The 22,955-nt window shown below is 59.2% G+C and carries 21 protein-coding genes and 1 tRNA gene; 13 read left to right on the forward strand and 9 right to left on the reverse strand.

What is annotated here, in order from left to right:
- Positions 1-95 precede the first annotated feature (95 nt).
- Entirely contained in the window at positions 96-2,234 is a 2,139-nt protein-coding gene (gene scpA, locus MUU53_RS02140; RefSeq protein WP_247259387.1) for a methylmalonyl-CoA mutase, read from the forward strand.
- A 3-nt stretch (positions 2,235-2,237) separates the two neighbouring features.
- Here scpA and dxr read toward each other — a convergent pair whose 3' ends face one another.
- Positions 2,238-3,404, reverse strand: a complete 1,167-nt coding sequence (gene dxr, locus MUU53_RS02145; RefSeq protein ID WP_247259388.1) for a 1-deoxy-D-xylulose-5-phosphate reductoisomerase — start codon at positions 3,402-3,404, stop codon at positions 2,238-2,240.
- 136 nt (positions 3,405-3,540) lie between these two features.
- Between dxr and MUU53_RS02150 the strand changes: the two genes are divergently transcribed.
- From MUU53_RS02150 to MUU53_RS02160, 3 genes are all read left to right on the forward strand, one after another.
- Entirely contained in the window at positions 3,541-4,764 is a 1,224-nt protein-coding gene (locus MUU53_RS02150) for an FAD-dependent oxidoreductase (protein WP_247259389.1), read from the forward strand.
- Positions 4,765-5,057: 293 nt separating this feature from the next.
- A complete protein-coding gene (locus MUU53_RS02155) occupies positions 5,058-5,405 on the forward strand; it encodes a hypothetical protein (RefSeq protein WP_247259390.1) in 348 nt (115 codons plus the stop codon).
- Between the two features lie 181 nt (positions 5,406-5,586).
- Positions 5,587-6,219 (forward strand): exopolysaccharide biosynthesis protein, encoded by a 633-nt coding sequence (locus MUU53_RS02160; protein WP_247259391.1) that lies wholly within the window; start codon positions 5,587-5,589, stop codon positions 6,217-6,219.
- 41 nt (positions 6,220-6,260) lie between these two features.
- Here MUU53_RS02160 and MUU53_RS02165 read toward each other — a convergent pair.
- Positions 6,261-6,337: transfer RNA gene (locus tag MUU53_RS02165), tRNA-Arg, on the reverse strand.
- 65 nt (positions 6,338-6,402) lie between these two features.
- Positions 6,403-7,566: a M20 aminoacylase family protein gene (locus MUU53_RS02170; protein ID WP_247259392.1), complete on the reverse strand. Its 1,164-nt coding sequence runs from the start codon at positions 7,564-7,566 to the stop codon at positions 6,403-6,405.
- A 202-nt stretch (positions 7,567-7,768) separates the two neighbouring features.
- Here MUU53_RS02170 and MUU53_RS02175 point away from each other — a divergent pair, with 202 nt between their 5' ends.
- Both MUU53_RS02175 and MUU53_RS02180 read left to right on the forward strand, forming a co-directional pair.
- Entirely contained in the window at positions 7,769-8,830 is a 1,062-nt protein-coding gene (locus MUU53_RS02175) for a D-alanyl-D-alanine carboxypeptidase family protein (RefSeq protein ID WP_247259455.1), read from the forward strand.
- Positions 8,831-8,853: 23 nt separating this feature from the next.
- On the forward strand, positions 8,854-10,050 hold the full coding sequence (locus tag MUU53_RS02180; RefSeq protein WP_247259393.1) for a CobW family GTP-binding protein: 1,197 nt from the start codon (positions 8,854-8,856) through the stop codon (positions 10,048-10,050).
- A 36-nt stretch (positions 10,051-10,086) separates the two neighbouring features.
- On the opposite strand, the gene MUU53_RS02185 is transcribed toward MUU53_RS02180, so the two are convergent.
- The 5 genes from MUU53_RS02185 to MUU53_RS02205 form a co-directional block, all read right to left on the reverse strand.
- Positions 10,087-10,311, reverse strand: coding sequence for a sulfurtransferase TusA family protein (locus MUU53_RS02185; protein WP_247259394.1), 225 nt, complete (start codon positions 10,309-10,311; stop codon positions 10,087-10,089).
- 8 nt (positions 10,312-10,319) lie between these two features.
- Positions 10,320-11,705, reverse strand: a complete 1,386-nt coding sequence (locus MUU53_RS02190) for a L,D-transpeptidase family protein (RefSeq protein WP_247259395.1) — start codon at positions 11,703-11,705, stop codon at positions 10,320-10,322.
- 189 nt (positions 11,706-11,894) lie between these two features.
- Entirely contained in the window at positions 11,895-12,848 is a 954-nt protein-coding gene (locus tag MUU53_RS02195; RefSeq protein ID WP_247259396.1) for an acetyl-CoA carboxylase carboxyltransferase subunit alpha, read from the reverse strand.
- Positions 12,849-12,887: 39 nt separating this feature from the next.
- On the reverse strand, positions 12,888-13,835 hold the full coding sequence (xerD, locus tag MUU53_RS02200; RefSeq protein WP_247259397.1) for a site-specific tyrosine recombinase XerD: 948 nt from the start codon (positions 13,833-13,835) through the stop codon (positions 12,888-12,890).
- Positions 13,832-14,023, reverse strand: coding sequence for a hypothetical protein (locus MUU53_RS02205; RefSeq protein ID WP_062556287.1), 192 nt, complete (start codon positions 14,021-14,023; stop codon positions 13,832-13,834). Before MUU53_RS02205 ends, xerD begins: the two co-directional genes overlap by 4 nt.
- A 174-nt stretch (positions 14,024-14,197) precedes the next feature.
- On the opposite strand from MUU53_RS02205, the gene MUU53_RS02210 reads away from it, so the two are divergent.
- Genes MUU53_RS02210 through MUU53_RS02220 form a run of 3 tightly spaced genes read left to right on the forward strand, consistent with a single transcriptional unit; the run spans position 14,198 to position 17,238 of the window.
- Positions 14,198-14,797, forward strand: coding sequence for a shikimate kinase (locus MUU53_RS02210; protein ID WP_244484794.1), 600 nt, complete (start codon positions 14,198-14,200; stop codon positions 14,795-14,797).
- Between the two features lie 3 nt (positions 14,798-14,800).
- A complete protein-coding gene (aroB, locus tag MUU53_RS02215; RefSeq protein WP_247259398.1) occupies positions 14,801-15,934 on the forward strand; it encodes a 3-dehydroquinate synthase in 1,134 nt (377 codons plus the stop codon).
- Positions 15,934-17,238 (forward strand): HlyC/CorC family transporter, encoded by a 1,305-nt coding sequence (locus tag MUU53_RS02220; RefSeq protein WP_247259399.1) that lies wholly within the window; start codon positions 15,934-15,936, stop codon positions 17,236-17,238. Before aroB ends, MUU53_RS02220 begins: the two co-directional genes overlap by 1 nt.
- A gap of 14 nt (positions 17,239-17,252) precedes the next feature.
- Here MUU53_RS02220 and MUU53_RS02225 read toward each other — a convergent pair whose 3' ends face one another.
- Positions 17,253-17,534: a BolA family protein gene (locus MUU53_RS02225; RefSeq protein WP_247259400.1), complete on the reverse strand. Its 282-nt coding sequence runs from the start codon at positions 17,532-17,534 to the stop codon at positions 17,253-17,255.
- 107 nt (positions 17,535-17,641) lie between these two features.
- On the opposite strand from MUU53_RS02225, the gene MUU53_RS02230 reads away from it, so the two are divergent.
- The 4 genes from MUU53_RS02230 (at position 17,642) to MUU53_RS02245 (ending at position 22,285) form a co-directional block, all read left to right on the forward strand.
- Positions 17,642-18,265: a J domain-containing protein gene (locus tag MUU53_RS02230; RefSeq protein WP_062556044.1), complete on the forward strand. Its 624-nt coding sequence runs from the start codon at positions 17,642-17,644 to the stop codon at positions 18,263-18,265.
- A 72-nt stretch (positions 18,266-18,337) separates the two neighbouring features.
- Complete coding sequence (gene cobS, locus MUU53_RS02235; protein WP_062556043.1) at positions 18,338-19,330, forward strand: cobaltochelatase subunit CobS; 993 nt, start codon at positions 18,338-18,340, stop codon at positions 19,328-19,330.
- A gap of 41 nt (positions 19,331-19,371) precedes the next feature.
- Positions 19,372-21,273 carry a cobaltochelatase subunit CobT gene (gene cobT / locus MUU53_RS02240; protein ID WP_247259456.1) on the forward strand — a complete coding sequence of 634 codons (1,902 nt, stop codon included), beginning with the start codon at positions 19,372-19,374 and terminating at the stop codon, positions 21,271-21,273.
- On the forward strand, positions 21,224-22,285 hold the full coding sequence (locus tag MUU53_RS02245) for an esterase-like activity of phytase family protein (protein ID WP_247259401.1): 1,062 nt from the start codon (positions 21,224-21,226) through the stop codon (positions 22,283-22,285). Before cobT ends, MUU53_RS02245 begins: the two co-directional genes overlap by 50 nt.
- Positions 22,286-22,955: the final 670 nt, after the last annotated feature.

Raw genomic sequence — 22,955 nt, forward strand, 5'->3', positions numbered from 1 at the left:
CCCGTGAAGAATGCGTTCAATATGCTACTGAGTAGCAATCTCGTCAATCTCAACGCCGCGCTGACTGTGATGTCGGCCTCTGGAGGATCAGCCCGATGAGCAAGAAAACCGTTGCAGACTGGCAGGTGCTGGCCGAGAAGGAACTAAAAGCATCATCGGACAGACTGGTCTGGAACACGCCGGAGGGCATTCCGGTGAAGCCGCTCTATACGGCCGAAGATCTTGACGGTGTCGAGCATCTGGAGAGCCTGCCGGGCTTCAAGCCGTTTGTACGCGGTCCGCGCGCCACGATGTATGCGGGCCGTCCCTGGACGATCCGCCAATATGCGGGGTTTTCGACGGCGGAAGAAAGCAATGCGTTTTATCGCAAGGCGCTGGCCGCCGGTCAGCAGGGCGTGTCCGTCGCCTTCGATCTCGCCACCCACCGCGGTTACGATTCCGACCATCCGCGTGTGGTGGGCGATGTCGGCAAGGCTGGCGTGGCGATCGATAGTGTCGAGGACATGAAGATCCTGTTCAACGGCATTCCCTTGCAGGATATTTCCGTTTCCATGACCATGAACGGCGCGGTCATTCCGATCCTCGCGAACTTCATCGTGACGGGGGAGGAGCAGGGCGTTTCGCGGGATCTGCTCTCGGGCACCATTCAGAACGATATTCTGAAGGAGTTCATGGTCCGCAACACCTACATCTATCCGCCGGAGCCTTCCATGCGGATCATTGCGGATATCATCGCCTATACGGCCAAGGAAATGCCGCGCTTCAACTCCATCTCGATTTCCGGCTATCACATGCAGGAAGCGGGCGCGACGCTGGTGCAGGAACTGGCCTTCACGCTGGCGGATGGTCGGGAATATGTGCGGGCCGCTCTGGCGCGTGGGTTGAACGTTGATGAGTTCGCCGGGCGTCTTTCCTTCTTCTTCGCCATCGGCATGAATTTCTTCATGGAAGCGGCGAAGCTTCGTGCCGCGCGCCTGCTCTGGTCGCGCATCATGGAAGAGTTCGAACCCAAGAAGCCGGGTTCGCTGATGCTGCGCACCCACTGTCAGACCTCGGGCGTCTCGCTTCAGGAGCAGGACCCTTATAACAACGTCATCCGTACGGCCTATGAGGCGCTGTCGGCGGTGCTCGGCGGCACGCAGTCTCTCCACACCAATGCGCTAGATGAGGCGATTGCCCTGCCAACCGAGTTTTCTGCGCGTATTGCCCGCAACACACAGCTTATTCTTCAGCATGAAACGGGCGTCACCAAGGTGGTCGATCCGCTGGCTGGCTCCTACTATGTCGAGAGCCTCACGAAGGAACTGGCGGACAAGGCCTGGGCGCTGATCGAAGAGGTCGAGGCCCTCGGCGGCATGACCAAGGCCGTGGCTGACGGTCTGCCGAAGCGCTTGATCGAGGAGGCGGCAACGCGACGTCAGGCGCGTGTGGATCGCGGCGAGGAGATCATCGTCGGCGTCAACAAGTACCGGCTGGAGAATGAAGAGCCAATCGATATTCTCGACATCGACAACACCGCTGTCCGCAATTCGCAGCTCAAGAGGCTTGAGCAAATCCGTCGCCAACGCGATCCGAAACGCGTTGAGGAAGCACTGGCAGCGCTGACCAGAGTTGCGGAAACCGGAGAGGGCAATCTTCTGGAGAAGGCGGTCGAGGCTGCCCGCGCCCGCGCCAGTGTCGGTGAAATTTCCGATGCCATGCGCGCCGTCTTCGGAGATCATACGGCGGTACCGGAAGTGGTCACCGATATCTATGGTCCGGCATATGCGGATGATCCCGAATATCAGACGCTGACCGGGCGTCTCTCGGAATTTGCCAAGGCAACGGGCATCAAGCCGAAGATGCTGGTCGCGAAGCTCGGGCAGGATGGGCATGATCGCGGCGCGAAGGTCATTGCCTCTGCCTTCGGCGATATTGGTTTTCAGGTGATTGCCGGTCCGCTGTTCCAGACACCTGAAGAGGCGGCATCTCTTGCCGTATCGGAAAAGGTGCAAGTGGTCGGCATGTCGTCGCTGGCGGCCGGTCACAAGACGCTGGCGCCGCAGCTTGTCGAGGCCTTGAAGGCCAAGGGTGCACAAGATGTGATCGTTGTGGTTGGCGGCGTCATTCCCCGGCAGGATTACCAGTTCCTGCTGGATTCCGGCGTTGCTGCCGTCTTTGGACCGGGCACCAATGTGCTGGATGCGGCGCGTGCCATTCTGGACCTGATGGAAGGGCGGCGGCGCAACGCCTGATCTTTACGGTAACTTCGCCTTCGCCCGGTGGCGCGCTTCCAGATCGGCAGCAAACACATCGTCCATGGTTGTGGCTGGCGGCAGCTGCACCAGCTCTTCCATCACGGCTTCGGCAATCTCCGCCATGGCGAGGAAAGGAAGCTCGCCTGCAATGAAGGCCTCCAGTGCCACTTCCTTGGCACCGTTCAGCACAGCGCCCTGCACGCCGCCGCGCGTCATGGCAAGCCGCGCCAGACGGAGCGCCGGAAAACGGGTCTCATCGGGTGCTTCGAAATCCAGCCGCGAGAGCTTGGCGAAATCCAGCCGCTCCACCGGCAGCTTCCCACGGCGGGGATAATGCAGGGCATAGCCTATGGCGTGGCGCATATCCGGGCAGCCAAGTTGCGCAAGGACCGAGCCATCCGCATAACCCACCATGGAATGGATGATGGACTGCGGGTGAATGATCACTTCCACCTGTTCCGGCGAGAGGCCGAAGAGGTGTTTCGCTTCGATCATCTCCAGCGCCTTGTTGAACATGGAGGCACTGTCGATCGAAATCTTCAGGCCCATGGACCAGTTGGGGTGCGCGCGTGCCGTCTCCACCGTCACGCCCGCCATCTGTTCGCGCGTAAAGGTGCGGAACGGCCCGCCGGATGCGGTGAGGATGACGCGCTCGATGGCGTGGCGCTGGTTCTCCTCCAACACCTGAAAAATGGCATTATGTTCGCTGTCGACGGGCAGTAGACGACCGCCACCAGCCTTGACGGCTGAGATGAACAGGTCACCGGCAGAAACGAGGCATTCCTTGTTGGCGAGCGCGATATCGGCACCCCGTTTGGCCGCTGCCAGCGTGGGGCCAAGCCCTGCCGTGCCGACGATAGCGGCCATCACCATTTGGGCCTCAGCACTGGCGGCCTCCAGAAGCCCGGTCTGCCCGGCGGCCACTTCAATGCTGGTGCCGGAAAGCAGATCGCGCAGCGCCACATACTGGCTTTCATCGGCCGTGACGGCGAGCTTTGCCCGATGCGCCTTTGCCTGTTCGGCCAGAAGCTCGATGTTTCCTGCGCCAGTTAGGGCGACAACCTCGAAACCGTCCGCCTCATCGAGGTGCGTCAGCACATCCAGCGTATTGGTGCCGATGGAGCCCGTCGAACCCAAGATGGAAATGCTGCGTCTGGCAGAAGTCATTCTTTCCCGTCCTCATTCACCTGCCCGTTTACAGGCGGCGCATGCCCCTCACAAGAGCTTATCAAGTCGCATTGAATTTCCCCTGTTTCATTGCCAGATGGCAGAGTTGGGCCGCAAGCGAATCGGGAGATCGTGCATGGTGGAAAAAGTTCTGAACACATCCTGTGCCATCGCAGGTGGCGGCCCTGCCGGTCTCATGCTGGGGCTTCTTCTGGCGCGCGCCGGCGTCGATGTGACCGTTCTCGAAAAGCACAATGATTTCCTGCGCGATTTTCGCGGCGATACGATCCACCCGTCTACGCTGGAGGTGATCTACGAACTGGGTCTTGAAGAGGAATTTCTCAAGCTTCCACACACACGCGCGCCAAAGCTTTCCGCTGAGATGGGTGGCCAGACCATTACCATGGCGGATTTCTCGCGCCTTCCCGTGCGCAACCGCTTCATTGCCTTCATGCCGCAATGGGATTTTCTGAATTTCCTGGCTGCCCACGCCGCGCGCTATCCCAATTTCCGGCTGTTGATGAGCGCCAAAGTCACTGACGTGCTGGAACAGGACGGTCGGGTGCGTGGCCTGCGTCTGGAAACCGATGAGGGAGTTCTGACACTACAAAGCGATCTGGTCGTTGCCGCCGATGGCCGCAATTCCGTGGTTCGGGAGAAGGCAGGGCTTGAGGTAGAAAGCTTCGGCAGCCCCAGCGAAGTTGTCTGGATGAAGCTTTCCAAGCAGGCGGGTGATCCGGCGCAAACCATGGGCCATGCAGGTCCGCGCCAGGGTTTCGTGCTGATTGATCGCGGCGATTACTGGCAATGCGGCTATATCGTCCGCGGCGAGACATTCGCAGAAATCAGGCATCGGGATCTGGAAGAATTCCGCGACAAGGTGCGCGCCGTCTCTCCCTTGCCAGCCGAGCGGATGAATGAACTTCAGGATTGGTCCGATGTCAGTCTGCTGCAGGTGCGTATCGACCGGCTGAAGCAGTGGTGGAAACCCGGATTGATCGCGATCGGTGATGCGGCGCACGCCATGTCTCCTATTGGCGGCGTGGGCGTCAATCTTGCGATTCAGGACGCCGTTGCCGCCGCCAACATTCTCGCGGAACCGCTGGCAGGGCATCGTTTGCAGGATGCGCATCTCGCAGCTGTGGAGAAGCGGCGCCTCTTCCCTACGAAAGCAACCCAGAAATTACAACTGATGATGCGCTCCAATCGTCGCAAGGAGTTGGTGCAGGAGGAGCGTAAGAAAGGCCCACCTGCCTTCATCCGCAATATTGCCCGCTTTCCATTGTTGGCTCATCTTGCGGGTCGCTTGATGGGCCTTGGCTTTCGAATGGAGCACGTACGAACGAAGTCTTTACTTTGAAATGTACAATCCTGAGGCGCTTTGATTTAAAACAAAACGGGCAGTGGTGACGAGTATGTTCTATTTTGACACGATAATCACTTAATATAGACCTTGAGGTAGTATGTTATTGACATACACCCACTTTGTAATACTAATATTTTTCTGAATTATTTACCATTGTGTAAAATGGTGCCTCTCAATCGTCTTGCCGTCCTTCTTTGGAAGGCGGGCGAGAACCGGTAACTGAAGCAATGAAAGGCTTCAAACGTGGATGTGTTTTTGATTTGCGTAGTCCATGCTGAGGGATTTCAATGAGCGTAGATCATTTTGATGGCGCGCTGGTTCGCCAACTGGTTGCCTCCTGTGACCTTCAGGATGCAACCCATGTTCCCAAGGCCCTGTTTTCCTATATCAGCTCCGTGCTGAGCAGCCGTGAACCAAATGTTTACCTCATCGATCTCCTCCCTTCGTTGAGCGCGGCAGCACAGGCTTTCCTTATGGGGATCGGTGCTTTCAACCGCAGCCCGCTGCCGGAGCTGGAGGTTGCCCGTCGACGTGGGCGTCTTCTTGAGTGCCTGGATGCATTTATGGATGAAGCGCGCTTGAGTGAGCAGAGCAGGGCATTCATGGAAGCATTGCGCGCCGCCGACCGACCTTGATGTCGATTATGATAGCGCTGTCATTTTGATTCATCGGCGTGTGGGATACCGTTTCCTCTGGCGGATCGTCTTGAGCGACACTACATCGCTCGTATGAAGATACACTTGCCCTCCCATACCCGTTCGCATGCGTTAGATCTGACGCAAATCGATTCTCCGGTGAAATTCACGGATTTTGACTTTGTTTGACCGACACAAGCCGATATCCGTCGTCCTGGCAGATCTAATTGCGGCTTTTGACGGTCGAAACGTAACGCTGGGCGATCTGTTAGACCGGCTGGGTCACCAAGCTACGGCTGTAGTTCTCGTTATATTTGCCATTCCAGCGATTATCCCGACGCCGGGTATTCCGGCGGGAATGATTTTTGGAAGCGCACTTGCAGTGTTCTCTCTCCAACTCGTTGCTGGCGGGCGCGAGTTTTTGCTGCCGAAAATACTGGCAAGCACGACCCTGCCGCAGGGCCTGCTGCAGCGTATGCTAGCGTGGCTGGTGCCAAAGCTTGCCTGGTTGGAGAATTGGATGCGGCCCCGTATGCCGTTGTTGTGTCACGATGGTGTCTTGCGTTTGCACGGATTGTTCGTGTTTGTCATGGCGGTTCTGATTGCGCTTCCCATTCCGTTCGGCAACGTGCTTCCGGGAGTTGCCATCTTTCTCATCGGCATAGGTTTGGCGCAGAGGGACGGGGCAACAGTGCTCATTGGTTGGGGCTTCGGCCTGGGCGCTTTGGTTTTTACCGCATTCCTGTTCCTGGGTGGCTGGTGGCTGATCAGCGATTGGTTCGGCTGGGGCGCCGCATCCCCACCGCCAGCCTAATTCACCGTGAACTGCTTCGATAGTTTCTACAGTTGGAGAAGTGGCGTCCACGAGAGGATTCGAACCTCCGACCCCAGGATTAGGAATCCTGTGCTCTATCCTGCTGAGCTACGTGGACACGCTCTTTCGTCATACCGCAGCCTATTCCCGGGAACAAGCCCGGATTGAGGCTTACATCGGCGCTTATGCCGCAAGGCGTTGTTCGGTCAGCTTCACCCAATAGGAAATTCCGTAGGCGATTGCGTCGTCGTTGAAGTCGTAGGCGGGGTTGTGGAGTGCTGCCGTATCGCCATTGCCGATCATGATATAGGCGCCGGGGCGGGCCTGCAGCATGAAAGCGAAGTCCTCGCCCGCCATGCTGGGGTCGACCTCGGTGTTTACATTCGCCTCGCCGACGATATCAATTGCTGCCCGCGCGGCATGGACGGTCTCTTCCGGATGGTTGACCGTCACAGGGCATGCGCGCTCGTAGTCAACTTCGGCAATCGCATCATTGGCGCTCGCGATACCTTCCGCAATCTGGCGGATCCGCTTTTCGGCAAGATCACGTACCTGCTCGTCCAGGCTGCGGACGGTTCCGGTGAGATAGGCTTCCTCGGGGATGATGTTGTGCGTGGTTCCGGCATGGAACTGCGTGATGGAAACCACGACAGAGCGCAGGGGATTGGCATTGCGTGCCGCGATCATCTGCAAGCCGTTGACGATCTGCGATCCGATCACAATCGGATCCGCAGTTCGATGGGGCTCTGCCGCGTGACCGCCGCAGCCGGTGATCTTGATCGAAAACTTGTCCGGAGCCGCCATGATGCCACCCTTGCGGATTGCGAAGGTGCCAAGCGGCATGCCCGGCATGTTGTGCATGCCATAGACTTCCCGGATGCCGAAGCGCTCCATCATGCCGTCTTCCACCATGGCCAGCGCGCCACGACCGCCTTCCTCGGCAGGCTGGAAGATGAGGGCGACAGAGCCTGCGAAGTTGCGGGTCTCCGCCAGATACTTGGCCGCTCCCAGAAGCATGGCCGTATGTCCGTCGTGACCGCAGGCGTGCATCTTCCCGGGCAGTTTCGATGCATAGGGTTTTCCGGTAATTTCCTCCAGCGGCAGCGCATCCATGTCGGCCCGGAGCCCGATCACGCCCTGCCCGGGATGACGCCCGCGGATGATCCCCACGACGCCCGTACGTCCGAGCCCTGTCACAATCTCGTCAACGCCGAATGCTCGAAGCTGGGCTTCCACGAAAGCCGCTGTTTCCTCGACCTCATAAAGAATACCAGGATTTTCATGAATATGGCGGCGCCATTCGGTAACTTCGTGCTGCAGTTCGGCTGCTCTATTGAGAACGGGCATTACGCTTCCTGTAGGACTGTGACGATAGTATCGAAGCGCGCATATTGCGCCGCGGAATTGACGGAATCAATCATCTTTGCCATTGCTAGGCCTCATTCACGCGTTCCAAGCGAAGACGTCGCACGCGTAGTCCCAGACGAGGTCTGATCCCTTGCCGAACCGGTCCACTCGCCTTCTTCGTTTCCCGAAGCCAATTTCCCTGATGCTGTCGCTGGCTCTTTCCACCTGCATTGCCAGCACGCAGGCGCTCGCCAACCCCAAGATCGTGGTGGATGTGCGCAGTGGCCGCGTGATCTCGCATCAGGATGCTTTCCGAAAATGGTATCCCGCTTCGCTGACCAAGCTGATGACGATCTATGTCACCTTCAAGGCCATCAAGTCGGGCAAGGTGTCCATGGATACGCCGGTCGTCTTCAGCAAGAAGGCGGCGGACCAGCCGCCAAGCAAGCTGTTTCTGAAGCCGGGGTCATCCATGACGCTGGATGCAGCCCTGAAGATCCTGATGGTGAAGTCGGCCAATGATGTTGCGGTCGCGGTCGCGGAAACAGTCGGCGGTTCCAACGATCAGTTCGTCGCCATGATGAACGCGCAGGCACAGCAACTGGGCATGCGTTCCAGCCGCTTCGTCAATCCGCACGGGCTTCCAGGTCAGGGCCAGTACACGACGGCGCGCGACCTCGCTGTGTTGACATTGCAGTTGAAGCGCGATTTTCCGGAATATCAGAGCTATTTCTCTCTGGAAGGTGTCACGACCGGCGCCAAGGAATATCCGAACTTCAACATGCTGATTGGCCGTTTTGACGGTGCCGACGGCATGAAGACAGGCTTCATCTGTGCGTCGGGCTTCAATCAGGTCTCGTCCGCCACGCGCAATGGCCGCAGCGTGATCTCGGTCGTGCTGGGTTCGGACAGTCTAGGAGGACGGGCTGACGATTCTGCTGAACTTTTGCAGGCGGGGCTGACGGCGCCTGCCAACGAGGGCGTGCCGCTGGCATCGCTTGCTCCCTATGGGCCGGATCAGGATCAGGTTGTGGACATCAGTGCGCAAATCTGCAATCCGAAGGCAGCAAAGGTGCGCAGTGAAGGGCGCGATGATGCCGGTCGCATGGTTCTGCATTCGCCCTATGTGCACGAGATGACACGTCCGCCGCAGTTCACTTTTGCAGGCGTTGTGCCAGTCGTGGAGCCCGAGAAGCCTGCAAAAGGCGCGAAGGGTCAGCCTGCCAGCGTACCTGTTCCCATTCCCCGTCCAGCCGCGCTGTGACGGTGTTCCAGAAAGACTTGCCGATGTCCTCCCCGCGCCAACCTATTCCGGTCTCCATTCTCACAGGGTTTCTGGGCGCGGGAAAATCCACGTTGCTGAACCGGATCCTGAAGGATCCGGCTGCGTCCGATACGGCCGTGATCATCAACGAGTTTGGCGAAGTCGGTATCGACAACTTCCTGGTGGAGTCTTCGGGAGATACGCTGCTTGAACTGTCGAACGGATGCCTTTGCTGCACGGTGCGCGGTGAACTGGTAGAGACGCTCGCCTCGCTGGTGGATCAGATCCAGACCGGTCGCCTGAAGCCTATCCGCCGCGTCGTGATCGAAACGACAGGTCTTGCCGATCCCGCCCCCGTCATGCAGGCGGTCATGGGCAATCCCGTCATCGCGCAAAGCTTCAGCCTGGATGGCGTCGTGACCGTTGTGGATGCGGTGCATGGCGTTTCCACGATCCAGCGCCATCCCGAGGCGGTGAAGCAGGTGGCCGTCGCCGACCGACTCGTTCTGACCAAGAAGACGCTCGCGGATGCCGCGACCATTTCCGCTGTTCTTCGCCGCCTGAACGACCTGAACCCGCGAGCGCAGATTCTCGACGGCGATCTGCATGCCGCAAGCACCATCGATCTTCTCGTCAACGGTCTCTACGATCCCGAAAGCAAGGTGCCAGATGTTGCCCGCTGGCTGCAGGAGGAGCGGGAGCACGGCGACGAGCATCATGACCACCACGACCACGACCACGACCACGACCACGACCACGATCATGGTGATCACGCTCATGAGCACGGGCACGGCCATGAACATGGCCACGCGCATCATCACCATCATGATGTGAACAGGCATGGTGACGATATCCGCTCTTTCTCGATCCTCCATGATGAGCCTATCGACCCTCTGGCAGTGGAGATGTTCGTCGATCTCCTGCGCTCCGCGCATGGGGACAAACTCCTGCGCATGAAAGCCATCGTCCAGCTTTCCGACAATCCGGAGCGTCCGCTGGTCTTGCACGGCGTGCAGAGCATCTTCCATCCGCCGCAGCGGCTTGCCCGCTGGCCGGAAGGGGCAGAACGGCGCACGCGGATGGTTCTGATCACGCAAGGATTGGCGGAAGAATTCGTTCAGGATCTTTTCGCGGCCTTTACGGGTCAGCCGAAGATTGACCGGCCGGATCGCGCAGCGCTTGAGGATAATCCGCTCGCTGTGCCCGGAATGCGCTTCTGATAGTCCAGGTCGGCAGACAGGATGGTCGGCTATCGATCAGGCCTTGCGGATGATGAAGCGATGGCCGCCCTCGGTCCGCTCGGTCGAGAGCAGGATGTGACCGTCTTCGCGGCAGAAATGCGGGATATCAATCCCGGCCAATGGATCTGTCGTGTCAATGATGAGTTCGCTGCCGCTTGGCATGCGTAAGAGCTTCTTGCGGGCCTTGAGTACCGGGAGCGGGCATTTCAGCCCGCGCAGATCGTAGATCTCTCCCGGCATCGAGGTGCTTACCAGAACTTCCAGAACGGCTTCTTGGCGTCTTCCTGCGTGGCTGTCTGCTGAACCGAGGCATAGGCCATCGGGTTCTGCGCTGGAACCGGCACCTGGCCTGCGGACCTGGCGGCGGCGTTACCGGACGATTGTCCGGCACCCGGCTGCTTCTGCATGGAGGCAAGCTGTGCGTTCGAGGGTCCGCTGACCGCAATAGGGCTCGCCGCTTGAGGTGCAGTTCCCGTGCCCATGGCGCTCGCTACGCTCATGGTGGAGCGCTGGCCGGGAACCGAACCCGTCATCGTCACGCGGCCCTGCTTTGCTGCAGCCCCGCCCGGCTGGGCAGAAGCAAGCATGGTGCCCGGTGCAGGCTTTGCCGCCTTGTTCAGGCGAGCGGCCATCAGCACGTCAAACTCTTCCTGCTTGACCAGCTTTCCGGCTGCAAGCGATGTGCCGGTCGGCGCATAGGCGATATCTTTGCCCTTGCGCTTGTCTGCAACCACGGCCTTGCGTTCTGCTTCCGTCGGCTCGTACCACACCATGCCGTCAAGCTTTTCGACAGCTTTGGCATAGGCCACCTCATACTGCTTGTCGTAGGCGGACAGTGCCGCAGACAGGGCAGGCGGGGTCGACATTGGCGGGCAGGCGGCACTGGCGGACGGCGTTCCCTGCATTTCCTGGTTAAAGACGTATTTCTTGCCGCAGACGTCCACGTCCGGCGGACGCTTGGTGACCTCGAAATTGTCGTAGCCGACCTTCAGCATCTTCCAGAAATCATAATTCTCGCTGGTGCGATGCCGCGCCATGTTTTCCGCAGTCATGCGGAAGGGGAAGGCCTGCAACTGCACGCTGGACTGGCCGCCCTTGAAGGCGTCACGGGCGAAGGCGTAGATCTCAAGGATCTGCTCATCGGTCATCGAATAGCAGCCCGAAGACGAGCAGGCGCCGTGGATCATGAGGTTCGAACCGGTGCGGCCATTGGCTGCATCATAACGGTTCGGGAACCCGGTATTGATCGCGAGATAATATTTGGAATTCGGGTTCAGGTGCGCAGGCGTCAGGTTGTAGAAACCTTCAGGCGCCTGCCGGTCGCCTTCCTTCACCTTGGGGCCCAGCTTGCCGGACCAGGCGCAGATGTCGTAATCGGTGATCTTCTCGAAGCGGTTGTCCGCGCGCGCCTTCCAGATCTCCATCTTGCCTTCTTCCTTGAAGACACGAATCATGATGGGGGAATTGCGCGGCATGTTGCGCTTCTGCATTTCCGCAACGAGGCGGTCGGGCAGAGGCTGCTCCGTCTTGTTCTTGACCTTCGACAGGTCAATGGTGGCCGTATCGATCGTATCGTTACAACCAGCCAGCGCGGTGGCCATCAGGAGAATGTAGGCGATATGTTTCAAGCGCATCGGAACTGATCACGTCAATCGGGCTACAGGTACAGGTTCATCCTAATACCCAGTATTTTCACGATAATAAAGCGGTAAGCTTTACATTCTCTTAACCGCTTCAGCACGGTTAAGTGTGCTGACATGCTTGCAAGCTTTCGCCCGGGCAGGGTGAAAGACCCGGGTTTCCCGGATCTTTCCGATATTTCATCAAAGATTGCGGCCAATAGCCAGAAATTTCTCGCGACGTGCTTTCCGGACGGCTTCGGGCGAAAGCTTGCCAAGATCCGCGAGAGCAGCCTTGATCACGTCGTCCGTCGCATCGATGGCGGCTTCCGGATCACGATGTGCGCCGCCCAGCGGCTCCGGGATGATGTCATCGATCACGCCGAGCGCCTTCAGATCCTGCGCGGTGATCTTCATGGCCGTTGCCGCTTCGCGTGCGCGGGTCGCATCGCGCCACAGGATCGAGGCTGCACCTTCCGGCGAGATGACGGAATAGATCGCGTGTTCCAGCATGTAGACCTTGTTGGCCGCGGCAATGGCGATTGCGCCGCCGGAGCCGCCTTCGCCGATCACGACCGATACCATAGGCACCTTGATGCCAAGGCACATCTCGGTCGAGCGAGCGATGGCTTCCGCCTGTCCGCGCTCTTCAGCGCCGACGCCCGGATAGGCGCCAGCCGTATCGACCAGTGAAATCACCGGCAGGCCGAAGCGGTCTGCCATTTCCATCACGCGGATTGCCTTGCGGTATCCTTCCGGACGGGGGCTGCCGAAATTATGTTTGATGCGCGATTTTGTGTCGTTGCCTTTTTCCTGGCCGATCACCGCAACGGGCTGGCCATGGAAACGGGCAAGGCCTGCCTGGATGGCTGCGTCTTCGCCGAAAGAGCGATCGCCGGCTAGGGGCGTAAATTCCGTGAACAGCCGGCTCGCATAATCCAGAAAATGCGGACGGCGGGCCGTGCGGGCCACCATCGTCTTCTGCGCAGGCGTCAACTTGGAGTACACGTCGCGTGTCGCTTCCTGGATGCGTTGTTCCAGGCGCTGAACTTCTTCGGACGTATCGATGCTCTCATCTTCCGCCGCGAGCTTCTTCAGCTCGTGGATTTTCGCCTCCAGGTCAGAGATGGGCTTTTCGAAGTCGAGATCGTTATGCATGAGCTCCGTTTTCCGATCGTTTGGCGGCCGTGCCGCGCTCTAATCAGGGTTTTTCGCGCCTTTTGCAAGAGGGTGATGCGTTTCAACCACTTCTCTGAGCCTTTCTTCCAGTACATGCGTATAGATTTGAGTGGTTGAAATATCTGAATGTCCAAGGAGTTCCTGCACAACGCGCAGGTCTGCACCGTTTTGCAAAAGATGGCTGGCAAAGGCATGGCGCAGTACGTGTGGCGAGATAGATGCGGCCCGGATGCCCGCCCGTCCGGCCAGACTCTTCAGGTCGCGGGCAAAAATCTGGCGGGGAAGGAAGCCTTGTTCGCTTTTGGCTGAGAACAACCAAGGACTGTCGATATCACCGGCCGCAATCGCCGCGCGCCGTGCGTCTGCATAGTCAGCCAGCGCCTTCATCGCGGATCGCGATAACGGAACCAGCCGCTCCTTGTTGCCCTTGCCGCGGATAATGAGGAAACGGCCCTCCTGATCTAGCACCTTTGCGGGGAGAGACACGAGTTCGCTCACGCGCATGCCCGTGGCATAGAGAAGTTCCAGAAGCGCCAGCATGCGAAGTCGAAGCAGCCTGCCCGGTCCCTCTTCGGATGCTTCTGCCTGCGCCCGCTCCAGAAGGCGGCTCACATCGGCCTCGCTCAGGACTTTCGGAATGGACTGCGGTTTTTTCGGCGCATCGAGAATGGAGCTCGGGTCGTCGCCGCGAATATTTTCCGCAAACAGAAACTTGTAGAACTGCCGTATGGCCGAGAGCCGTCGCGCCTGTGAGGATGCAGCAAAGCCCTGTTTGGCGAGGTGAGCGATGTAGGCGCCAAGATCGTTGCTGTCTGCTTTCAGAAGAGAGGTCTTCTTCTCGGAAAGAAACGAGGAGAGATCATCCAGATCGCGCTCATAGGAAGACAGCGTGTTTTCAGCCGAGCCTCGCTCGGCGCTCATCATTTCCAGAAAGGCTTCCAGATGCGCGTGGGAGCGATCGCTCATGGTGAACCTGTGGCGGGCGTTGCCGGTGCCGCGGGTGGCGTCTGGGCAGGGTTCAGCCGCTCCGAGGGAATTCGCACCGTCACGTCACGTTCGCGCGGTTCCACGAAGATGGCTAAGGCAAAAAGTCCCGCATAGACGAGGCCGACAATGACGCCAATGGTGAACAGGAAGCGGAAGAGTGTTGGCATGGAGCGCTCCGGATTGTCGCCGCGCATTTATCGGCATTGATGCCCAAAGGTGCAAGGCCACATGCAAGATATGAGAGTTTTGGCGTGATTATGGTCTGAAGCCCTGTGCCGGTGCTTGACGCTGAACAATCATTTGTCGATAGGGTTCTGATCTTGTGGACTATTGAGAGGCCCATGCCCAATTCGATGCCCGATATCACGAAGCCTGCCCTCGGCATCAATCCGCTGGTCGAGCAGGCGCGCGCGGCTCTCGGTCGTCGCAATCTCATTTTCATCGGCTTGATGGGGGCTGGTAAGTCCGTCATCGGCCGCATGGTCGCCCAGCAGTTGTCGCTGCCCTTCATCGATACGGACGTGGAAATCGAGCGCGTTTCGCGCATGACGATTTCCGAACTGTTTGCGAGCTATGGCGAGCCGGAGTTTCGCGCGCTGGAAACCCGTGTGATCGAGCGACTGCTGAAAGGCGGACCGCGCGTGATCTCGACGGGCGGCGGCGCCTTTATCAATGAGCGGACGCGTGGTGTTATCAAGCGCGGTGGCGTTTCCGTCTGGCTGCGGGCTGATCTCGACATTCTCTGGGAGCGTGTCAACAAGCGCGATCATCGTCCGCTGCTGAAAACCGAAAATCCGAAGCAGACGCTGGAAAACCTGATGAACCAGCGTTACCCGATCTATTCCGAATCCGATCTGACGGTGGAATCGCGCGATGTGCGCAAGGAAATCGTTGCGAATGAAGTGCTGGCGGCGGTTGCGTCGCTGGGCGAGGGGCGTTGAGAAGTGACTGTGACATTATCGCGTGAAAACGAGCGTGTGGTTCATGTGCCATTGGGAGATCGGGCCTACGATATCCTGATCGGCCCGGATCTCATCAGTCATGCCGGTGGTGAAATCACGTCGCGCCTGAAGGTTCGCAAGGCAGCCATCGTGACGGATGAGAATGTCGCAAGCCAGTATCTGGACCGGCTGGTGGACAGCCTCCAGACCGATGGCGTCGAGACTGTCTCGCTGACATTGCCGCCGGGCGAAAAGACCAAGAGCCTTGAGCCGCTGGCCGCCGTCTGCGACATGGCGCTTTCGGCCCGCATCGAGCGCAACGATGCCATCATCGCGCTGGGTGGCGGCGTGATCGGTGATCTTGCGGGCTTTGCGGCGGGCATCGTGCGGCGCGGTGTTCGCTTCGTGCAGATCCCGACGTCGCTTCTGTCGCAGGTGGATTCCTCCGTCGGCGGCAAGACCGGCATCAATTCGCGCCACGGCAAGAACCTGCTGGGTGTCTTCCATCAGCCGGATCTCGTGCTGTCGGATACGAGTGCACTCGATAGCCTCAGCGAGCGTGAATTTCGCGCCGGTTACGCTGAAGTTGCCAAATATGGTCTCATCGATCGGCCAGACTTCTTTGAGTGGCTGGAAAAGAACTGGCGCGACGTCTTCGCGGGTGGACCTGCGCGGGCGGAGGCCATTGCCATCAGTTGCCAGTCCAAGGCGGATGTCGTCGTGGAGGACGAGCGCGAAACCGGCCGCCGCGCGCTGCTGAACCTTGGGCATACCTTCGGCCATGCTCTGGAAGCGGCCACGCAGTATGACAGCAGCCGTCTCGTGCATGGCGAGGGTGTTGCCATCGGCATGGTTCTGGCACATCGTTTTTCGGCGCGCCTCAATCTTGCCAGCACCGATGACGCCAAACGCGTGGAAGCACATCTGAAGGCCGTTGGACTGCCTACAGAGATTTCAGATATTCCGGGCGAATTGCCACCGAGGGAAGTGCTGATGGATGCGATCGCACAGGACAAGAAGGTCAAGAGCGGCAAGCTTACCTTCATCCTGACCCATGGGATCGGCCAGAGTTTCGTGGCCAATGATGTTGCGGCATCGGAGGTCGAGCTCTTCCTGAAGGAGACCTTGGCGCGGTAATGTTTGACCAGCTGTATGGCTTCCTCGCGCAATACTGGCTGACGCTGATCTCGATCCTGTTGCTGATCGGGCTCTCGGCGTTCTTTTCCGGCTCCGAAACGGCACTGATAGCGGCGTCCCGTTCCCGCATGCATACGCTGGAAGCCAATGGCGACGAACGCGCAGGGCTCGTGAGCCGACTGATCGAGCGCCGTGACCGGCTGATCGGTGCGCTGCTGATCGGCAACAATCTCGTCAAAATCCTGGCCTCGTCTCTCACCACCAGCTTCTTCCTCGGTCTGCTCGGTCAGTCGGGCGTGGTGATAGCAATTATCGTGATGACCGTCCTGCTTGTAATTTTTTCCGAGGTTCTGCCGAAAAGCTGGGCGATTTCAGCACCGGACCGTTTTGCTATCACCGTTGCGCCCGCTGTCCGTCTTTTCGTTGCAGTCGCGGGGCCGCTTTCCAGCGCTGTCAATGCTATCGTCCGTTTCATCCTGTCGCTCTTGGGCATCAATCTGTCGCGTGGCGTTTCGATGCTGACGGCGCATGAGGAACTGCGCGGCGCTCTCGACCTCCTGCATCGCGAAGGCTCAGTCATCAAAGCGGATCGCGACCGTTTGGGCGGATTGCTGGATCTGGAAGAGCTAGAAGTTTCCGACGTCATGAAGCACCGCACGGTGATGCGGGCGATCAATGCGGATGATCCACCGGAAGTCATCGTGCGCACGGTGCTGGAGAGTCCGTTCACGCGCATGCCGCTGTGGCGCGGCTCCACGGAAAACATCATCGGCATCGTGCATGCCAAGGATCTGCTGCGCGCGCTCGCCGAACCGAACATGGAGCCGCGTGACCTCGACATCGGCAAAATCGCGCAGAAGCCGTGGTTCGTGCCGGATACGACGAGCCTCAAGGACCAGTTGAACGCCTTCCTTCGGCGCAAGATCCATTTCGCCGTTGTCGTGGATGAATATGGCGAGGTTCAGGGCATCGTGACGCTGGAGGATATTCTGGAGGAAATTGTCGGCGACATTGCCGATGAACACGATCTGGAAATCCAGGGCGTTCGTCAGGAAGCGGACGGATCGATTGTCGTCGATGGTTCGGTGCCGATTCGCGACCTCAACCGGGCGCTCGACTGGCGGCTGCCGGATGAGGAGGCGACGACAATCGCCGGTCTCGTCATCCACGAATCAAAGCTGATCCCGCAGGAGCGGCAGACCTTCACCTTCCACGGCAAGCGTTTCATCATCATGAAGCGCGAGAAGAACCGCATTACCAAGCTGCGCATCCGGCCGGCGGAAGATCTGCCCCCCGGCCAGTAATCACCGTCGCATTGCTACCAGCGGGTCGCTTCACCCGGTGCGGCAGGCTCAACCGCCAGCGCATGCAGGCCCGCATCCAGCTCCGGTTTCAGAAGCTCGTTCACCAGCCGGTGCCTTGCAAGGCGGGTCATGCCCGTGAAACGATCTGAGATCACCCGCACTCGCATATGCGTCTCTCCTGTGCCGGTGATGTCCGGCTGGTGACCTGCGTGATGATGGCTTTCGTCGATCACTTCCAGCCGCTGGGGAGTGAGGTTTTGTGTGAGAACGGCTTCAATGCGGACGCGAACGGACATGATCCAAAACCTCGTGTGAACGTACAAAAAGGGCGGTCCAAAAAGCAGCAACAAAGGGGTTTGTCAATTCTTGTTCTGACCCGTCGCGCACCCCATAATGTGGCCATATGAAACTCGATTCCAAATATTTCGACCGCATCCGGACGCGCCGGAAACGTGAGCAGGATGCGGCACCGCAAACGCCGACCTGCCAGTGGGACGGGTGCGACAAGCCGGGGGCTCACCGTGCGCCTGTGGGACGCAACGCCGAGAACCAGTTCTTTCTGTTCTGCTTTGAGCATGTGAAGGAATACAACAAGGGCTACAACTATTTCTCCGGCCTGTCGGACAGCGAGATTGCGCGCTATCAGAAGGAAGCGATCACTGGCCATCGCCCGACCTGGACCATCGGCGTCAACAAGGCGGCGAAGGATGCGCCGCGTCATGCGTCCACGCGATCCGGTTCAGCGGCCAGCTTCAACCGGGTGAAGGATCCGTTCGGTTTCGTCCGTGACGGCGGTGCGTCTGCGGGTGCGCAGACTGCGGTTCGCAAGGTAAAGACGCTGGAAGCGAAAGCTTTTGACACAATGGGCTTGACGGCAGCCGCAACAGCGGCAGAAATCAAGAGCCGCTACAAGGAACTGGTCAAGAAGCACCACCCGGACGCAAATGGCGGCGATCGCGGTTCGGAAGAACGATTTAGGGCTGTGATACAGGCCTACCAATTGTTAAAGCAGTCCGGTTTCTGCTAAGCCGTTCTGGTGCAAGGCAACATGACAGAGAGGATTGCGACCGGACCTTAGCCGGTTCGGCGTGGAGTGGTGATGAGCAAAATCGATCTTGATATAACCAATCTTCCGGATACCACCGTTTCTGTCCGGGATGTCTTCGGCATCGACACGGACCTTCAGGTTCCCGCCTATTCGAATGGCGACCCCTACGTGCCGGAACTCGATCCCGACTATCTCTTCGACCGGGATACGACGCTTGCAATCCTGGCCGGTTTTGCTCATAACCGACGCGTCATGGTGTCCGGCTATCACGGCACCGGCAAGTCCACCCATATCGAACAGGTCGCCGCGCGCCTCAACTGGCCGTGCGTGCGTATCAACCTCGATAGCCATGTCAGCCGTATCGATCTCGTCGGCAAGGACGCAATCGTCCTGAAGGATGGCAAGCAGGTCACCGAGTTCAAGGATGGCATCCTGCCCTGGGCCTATCAGCACAATGTGGCACTGGTGTTCGATGAATATGATGCGGGCCGTCCCGATGTCATGTTCGTCATCCAGCGCGTGCTGGAAAGCTCGGGTCGCCTGACGCTTCTCGACCAGAGCCGCGTCATCCGTCCTCACCCCGCCTTCCGCATTTTCGCAACCGCCAATACGGTCGGCCTCGGCGATACCACGGGCCTCTATCACGGCACGCAGCAGATCAACCAGGCGCAGATGGACCGCTGGTCGATCGTCACCACGTTGAACTATCTGCCGCATGACAAGGAAGTCGATATTGTCGCTGCCAAGGTCAAGGCATTCGGTGGTTCGGCGCAGGGTCGCGAAACCGTATCCAAGATGGTGCGCGTGGCGGACATGACGCGCTCGGCCTTCATGAACGGCGATCTTTCCACGGTCATGAGCCCGCGTACGGTCATCACCTGGGCGGAAAATGCGGCCATCTTCGGCGACGTCGCTTTCGCGTTCCGCATCACCTTCCTCAACAAGTGTGATGAGCTGGAGCGGACGCTGGTGGCAGAACAATATCAGCGTGCCTTCGGCGTCGAACTGAAGGAAAGCGCCGCGAACATCGTTCTCGGGGCTTGAGTGCCGAGAGGCAGGTAGCGCAGGCAGCAAGGTAGATGAGCATGGCAGGCCGCGGCGACAACACCAAGGCGAAGACGGGCGGACCGGTGGATACCGAGCCGTTGCGTCGCGCGATCACCGGTTGCGTGCGCTCCATCGCGGGCAATGGCGAGGTGGAGGTTTCCTTCGCCAATGAACGTCCGGGCATGGCGGGAGATCGTATCCGCCTTCCCGAACTTTCGAAGCGGCCTACCGCGCATGAACTGGCCGTGACCCGTGGCCTGGGCGATTCCATGGCGCTCAGGCTTGCCTGCCACGATACGAGCGTGCATGCGGCCATGTCGCCGCAGGGCACGGATGCGCGCGCCGTGTTCGATGTCGTCGAGCAAGCCCGCGTTGAATCCATCGGCTCGCTGCGGATGGAAGGCGTTGCCAGCAACATCAACAGCATGAATGCCGAGAAATATTCGAAGGCGAATTTCTCAGGCGTGCAGCGGCAGGAAGATGCGCCGATCGGCGAAGCCATGGCCATGCTGGTGCGCGAAAAGCTGACGGGCACCGCTCCGCCCGCCTCCGCTGGCAAGGTGCTGGATCTCTGGCGTCCGTATTTCGAGCAGACGATTGCGGGCGATCTTGATAATCTCAAAACGGTCATCGACGACCAGCAGGCCTTCGGCAAGCTGGTGCGCCACATGTTGTCCTCCATGCAGATGGCGGAAGACTATGGCGACGAGGAAAACGATCCGGAACAGATGGAAAATCCGGATGATGAAGAGCAGCCGCGCAGCAACGAGACCGAGAACGAAGAGGTAGAAGAAGACGCTGGTTCCGATGCCGCCCCTGCTGAGGAAAGCCAGGCCGCGGAGGAGCAGCTCGACGAAGGCGAAATGGACGGCGCGGAAATTTCCGACGACGACATGACCGACGAAGATGCGGACCAGTCGGAAACGCCCGGAGAAACCAAGCGTCCGAACCTGCCATTCGACGATTTCAACGAGAAGGTGGATTACAACATCTTCACGCAGGAATTCGACGAGGAAATCACAGCGGAAGAACTTTGCGACGAGGCGGAACTCGACCGTCTGCGTGCCTTCCTCGACAAGCAGCTTGCCCATTTGCAAGGTGCTGTGGGCCGCCTGGCAAACCGGCTGCAGCGCCGCCTGATGGCACAGCAGAATCGCTCCTGGGAATTCGACCTGGAAGAGGGCTATCTCGATCCGGCGCGCCTTGTGCGCCTCGTGATCGATCCCATGCAGCCGCTTTCCTTCAAGCGCGAGCGCGATACGAAGTTCCGCGATACGGTTGTTTCGCTGGTCATCGATAATTCCGGCTCGATGCGCGGACGCCCCATCACCGTTGCGGCAACTTGCGCTGATATTCTGGCGCGCACGCTGGAGCGTTCGGGCGTCAAGGTGGAAATTCTCGGCTTTACCACGAAGGCGTGGAAGGGTGGCCAGAGCCGTGAGCAGTGGCTGGCCAGCGGCAAGCCGCCGACACCGGGCCGTCTCAACGATCTGCGCCATATTGTCTACAAGTCGGCAGATGCGCCATGGCGTCGTTCGCGCCGCAATCTCGGCCTGATGATGCGCGAAGGTTTGCTGAAGGAAAACATCGATGGCGAAGCGCTGATGTGGGCGCATAATCGCCTGATCGGTCGTCCCGAGCAGCGCAAGATCATGATGATGATTTCGGATGGCGCGCCGGTGGATGATTCCACGCTGTCGGTCAATCCGGGCAATTATCTGGAGCGCCACCTGCGGGCCGTCATCGAGCAGATCGAGACGAAGTCGCCGGTCGAGCTTCTGGCCATCGGCATCGGCCACGATGTCACACGCTATTACCAGCGCGCGGTCACCATCGTGGATGCGGACGAGCTGGCCGGTGCCATGACCGAGCAGCTGGCGGCATTGTTCGATGAGAATTCCGGACGTGGACGTGGTCGCGGCGTGCGCCGTGCAGGCTAAGAAGAAGCGCGGGTTGCAACCGCTCGCTCTTCTGGCCGGTTTACTGGGTTTGGTTCTCCCGCTGGCAGGGCAGGCGGCGGAAGCGGTGGATGCGCCGGTGCAGGTGCGCCAGATCGCGACGTTCAAGCCGGGATCGACCGAGACACGCTTCGGAGGCCTTGAATTCGTCGGCGGTCTGGAGTTCACCTCGAAGGAATCCCTGCTGGGCTCCATATCCAGCATCCGTTTTCGCCCGGATGGCAAGAGCTTCGTCTCCGTTCTCGATACGGGCCATTGGTTGACGGGTGAGCTGGATCGTGACGGCAATGGTCGGCCTTCCGGACTGTCCAATTTCAAAATCACGGCGATGCGGGACGCGAGCGGTGACGAGCCCTCCGGCAAAGGCGATATCGATGCCGAAGGCGTAACGCTTCGGGATGGCCAGGTTATCGTCAGTTTCGAGCGAAGGCACCGCGTCGATATCTATCCTGATCCCGGTTTTGAAGCGGCGAAACCGTCTCGCACGCTCGACATTCTCATTCCCAAGGGTGAATTGCGCGGCAATGGCTCTCTGGAAACGGTTGTCGTGGCACCGGAGCCAAGTCCGCTCAAGGGCGCCGTTCTGACGATTGCCGAGCGCAGCGTGGACAAGCAGGGCCGTCTTTACGCCGCCATCCTTGAAGGCCCGTTGAAGGGGCAGTTCAAGGTGAAGCGCGATGAGCCGTGGGATGTCACGGATGGCGCGTTTCTGCCCGGCGGCGATCTGCTGCTTCTGGAGCGGCGGTTCAGTTTCATCGGTGGTGTCGGCATGCGCATTCGCCGCATTGCCGGGGATAGCATCAGGCCCGGTGCCGTTATCGATGGGCCGGTGCTTCTGGAGGCCGATCAGAACGACCAGATCGACAATATGGAGGGGCTCGATGTGGTCACCGGCCCGGATGGCCGCCCGCATCTGATCCTGATTTCGGACGACAATCACTCCATCCTTCAGCGCAATCTGCTTCTGGAATTTCGTCTGGCCGAACAGGGCTGAGAGGGAAACGGTCCCGGTCAATTGCGGGCAGCAGAATTTCCCCGTCCAGACCCTCTGCCTTTGGCGTAGTGACAACCGGCCTTTTTCTGGTTCGCGCGGAAAGCAGAAGTTTCAAAAGAGCCAGACAGAAGGCAGGCGGTATAATGACCAGCAGCGCCTTTATGATATCCGGCGAGGCTCGGAAAGTGGCCAGCAGGTCGGCAGCGAGATTGTAATTGTCCATGGCTTTGACGCCTCCCGGTCTCTGCGTCTTCAAGGCGTGGAGCGCGGGCAGCCGGTGAACGATCAAAAGCCCGCCCACCGACACGCCGCATCGCATCGTTTGAAACGGGGGGATGGCGCGCCAAAGGCCAAGGTTGCCCAAGGTGCCGCGCGAGATCCATTCGCGCAAAGGACACCGTGAACGACAGACAGGCTACGTCAGCCCTCAATCGTTTCCGACTGAGGGCTGACGTAGCCGTGGCCTCTGGCGGCCGGGGAGTTCGAAAATCGCGTACGTACGACTGCCCTGACCTTTAGGTGCAAGCACCTTGAACATACGTCAGGGCCTCCCCAGCCATAGAAGGTGGATAGCTTATAAGCCAAGCTCAATCACTCAGCCACCAACCAGTGACTGAGAGGACATCTCGTTTAGCGGATGCCAGTCCAACGTACGAGAGGTTTCGACACC

Origin of the sequence: Affinirhizobium lemnae, from assembly GCF_022968395.1 — a bacterium.
Taxonomy (GTDB): Bacteria; Pseudomonadota; Alphaproteobacteria; order Rhizobiales; family Rhizobiaceae; genus Neorhizobium; species Neorhizobium lemnae.

What these genes read in the sequence shown, in the direction of transcription:
- MUU53_RS02205 (WP_062556287.1), bottom strand. Translation starts at nt 14,023, where the DNA reads ATGCCAACACTCTTCCGCTTCCTGTTCACCATTGGCGTCATTGTCGGC.
- MUU53_RS02245 (WP_247259401.1), top strand. Translation starts at nt 21,224, where the DNA reads ATGAGAATTCCGGACGTGGACGTGGTCGCGGCGTGCGCCGTGCAGGCT.
- MUU53_RS02150 (WP_247259389.1), top strand. Translation starts at nt 3,541, where the DNA reads ATGGTGGAAAAAGTTCTGAACACATCCTGTGCCATCGCAGGTGGCGGC.
- MUU53_RS02155 (WP_247259390.1), top strand. Translation starts at nt 5,058, where the DNA reads ATGAGCGTAGATCATTTTGATGGCGCGCTGGTTCGCCAACTGGTTGCC.
- MUU53_RS02180 (WP_247259393.1), top strand. Translation starts at nt 8,854, where the DNA reads ATGTCCTCCCCGCGCCAACCTATTCCGGTCTCCATTCTCACAGGGTTT.
- MUU53_RS02175 (WP_247259455.1), top strand. Translation starts at nt 7,769, where the DNA reads ATGCTGTCGCTGGCTCTTTCCACCTGCATTGCCAGCACGCAGGCGCTC.
- MUU53_RS02230 (WP_062556044.1), top strand. Translation starts at nt 17,642, where the DNA reads ATGAAACTCGATTCCAAATATTTCGACCGCATCCGGACGCGCCGGAAA.
- MUU53_RS02195 (WP_247259396.1), bottom strand. Translation starts at nt 12,848, where the DNA reads ATGCATAACGATCTCGACTTCGAAAAGCCCATCTCTGACCTGGAGGCG.
- MUU53_RS02190 (WP_247259395.1), bottom strand. Translation starts at nt 11,705, where the DNA reads ATGCGCTTGAAACATATCGCCTACATTCTCCTGATGGCCACCGCGCTG.
- dxr (WP_247259388.1), bottom strand. Translation starts at nt 3,404, where the DNA reads ATGACTTCTGCCAGACGCAGCATTTCCATCTTGGGTTCGACGGGCTCC.
- cobS (WP_062556043.1), top strand. Translation starts at nt 18,338, where the DNA reads ATGAGCAAAATCGATCTTGATATAACCAATCTTCCGGATACCACCGTT.
- MUU53_RS02185 (WP_247259394.1), bottom strand. Translation starts at nt 10,311, where the DNA reads ATGCCGGGAGAGATCTACGATCTGCGCGGGCTGAAATGCCCGCTCCCG.
- scpA (WP_247259387.1), top strand. Translation starts at nt 96, where the DNA reads ATGAGCAAGAAAACCGTTGCAGACTGGCAGGTGCTGGCCGAGAAGGAA.
- MUU53_RS02220 (WP_247259399.1), top strand. Translation starts at nt 15,934, where the DNA reads ATGTTTGACCAGCTGTATGGCTTCCTCGCGCAATACTGGCTGACGCTG.
- MUU53_RS02210 (WP_244484794.1), top strand. Translation starts at nt 14,198, where the DNA reads ATGCCCAATTCGATGCCCGATATCACGAAGCCTGCCCTCGGCATCAAT.
- cobT (WP_247259456.1), top strand. Translation starts at nt 19,372, where the DNA reads ATGGCAGGCCGCGGCGACAACACCAAGGCGAAGACGGGCGGACCGGTG.
- MUU53_RS02225 (WP_247259400.1), bottom strand. Translation starts at nt 17,534, where the DNA reads ATGTCCGTTCGCGTCCGCATTGAAGCCGTTCTCACACAAAACCTCACT.
- MUU53_RS02170 (WP_247259392.1), bottom strand. Translation starts at nt 7,566, where the DNA reads ATGCCCGTTCTCAATAGAGCAGCCGAACTGCAGCACGAAGTTACCGAA.
- xerD (WP_247259397.1), bottom strand. Translation starts at nt 13,835, where the DNA reads ATGAGCGATCGCTCCCACGCGCATCTGGAAGCCTTTCTGGAAATGATG.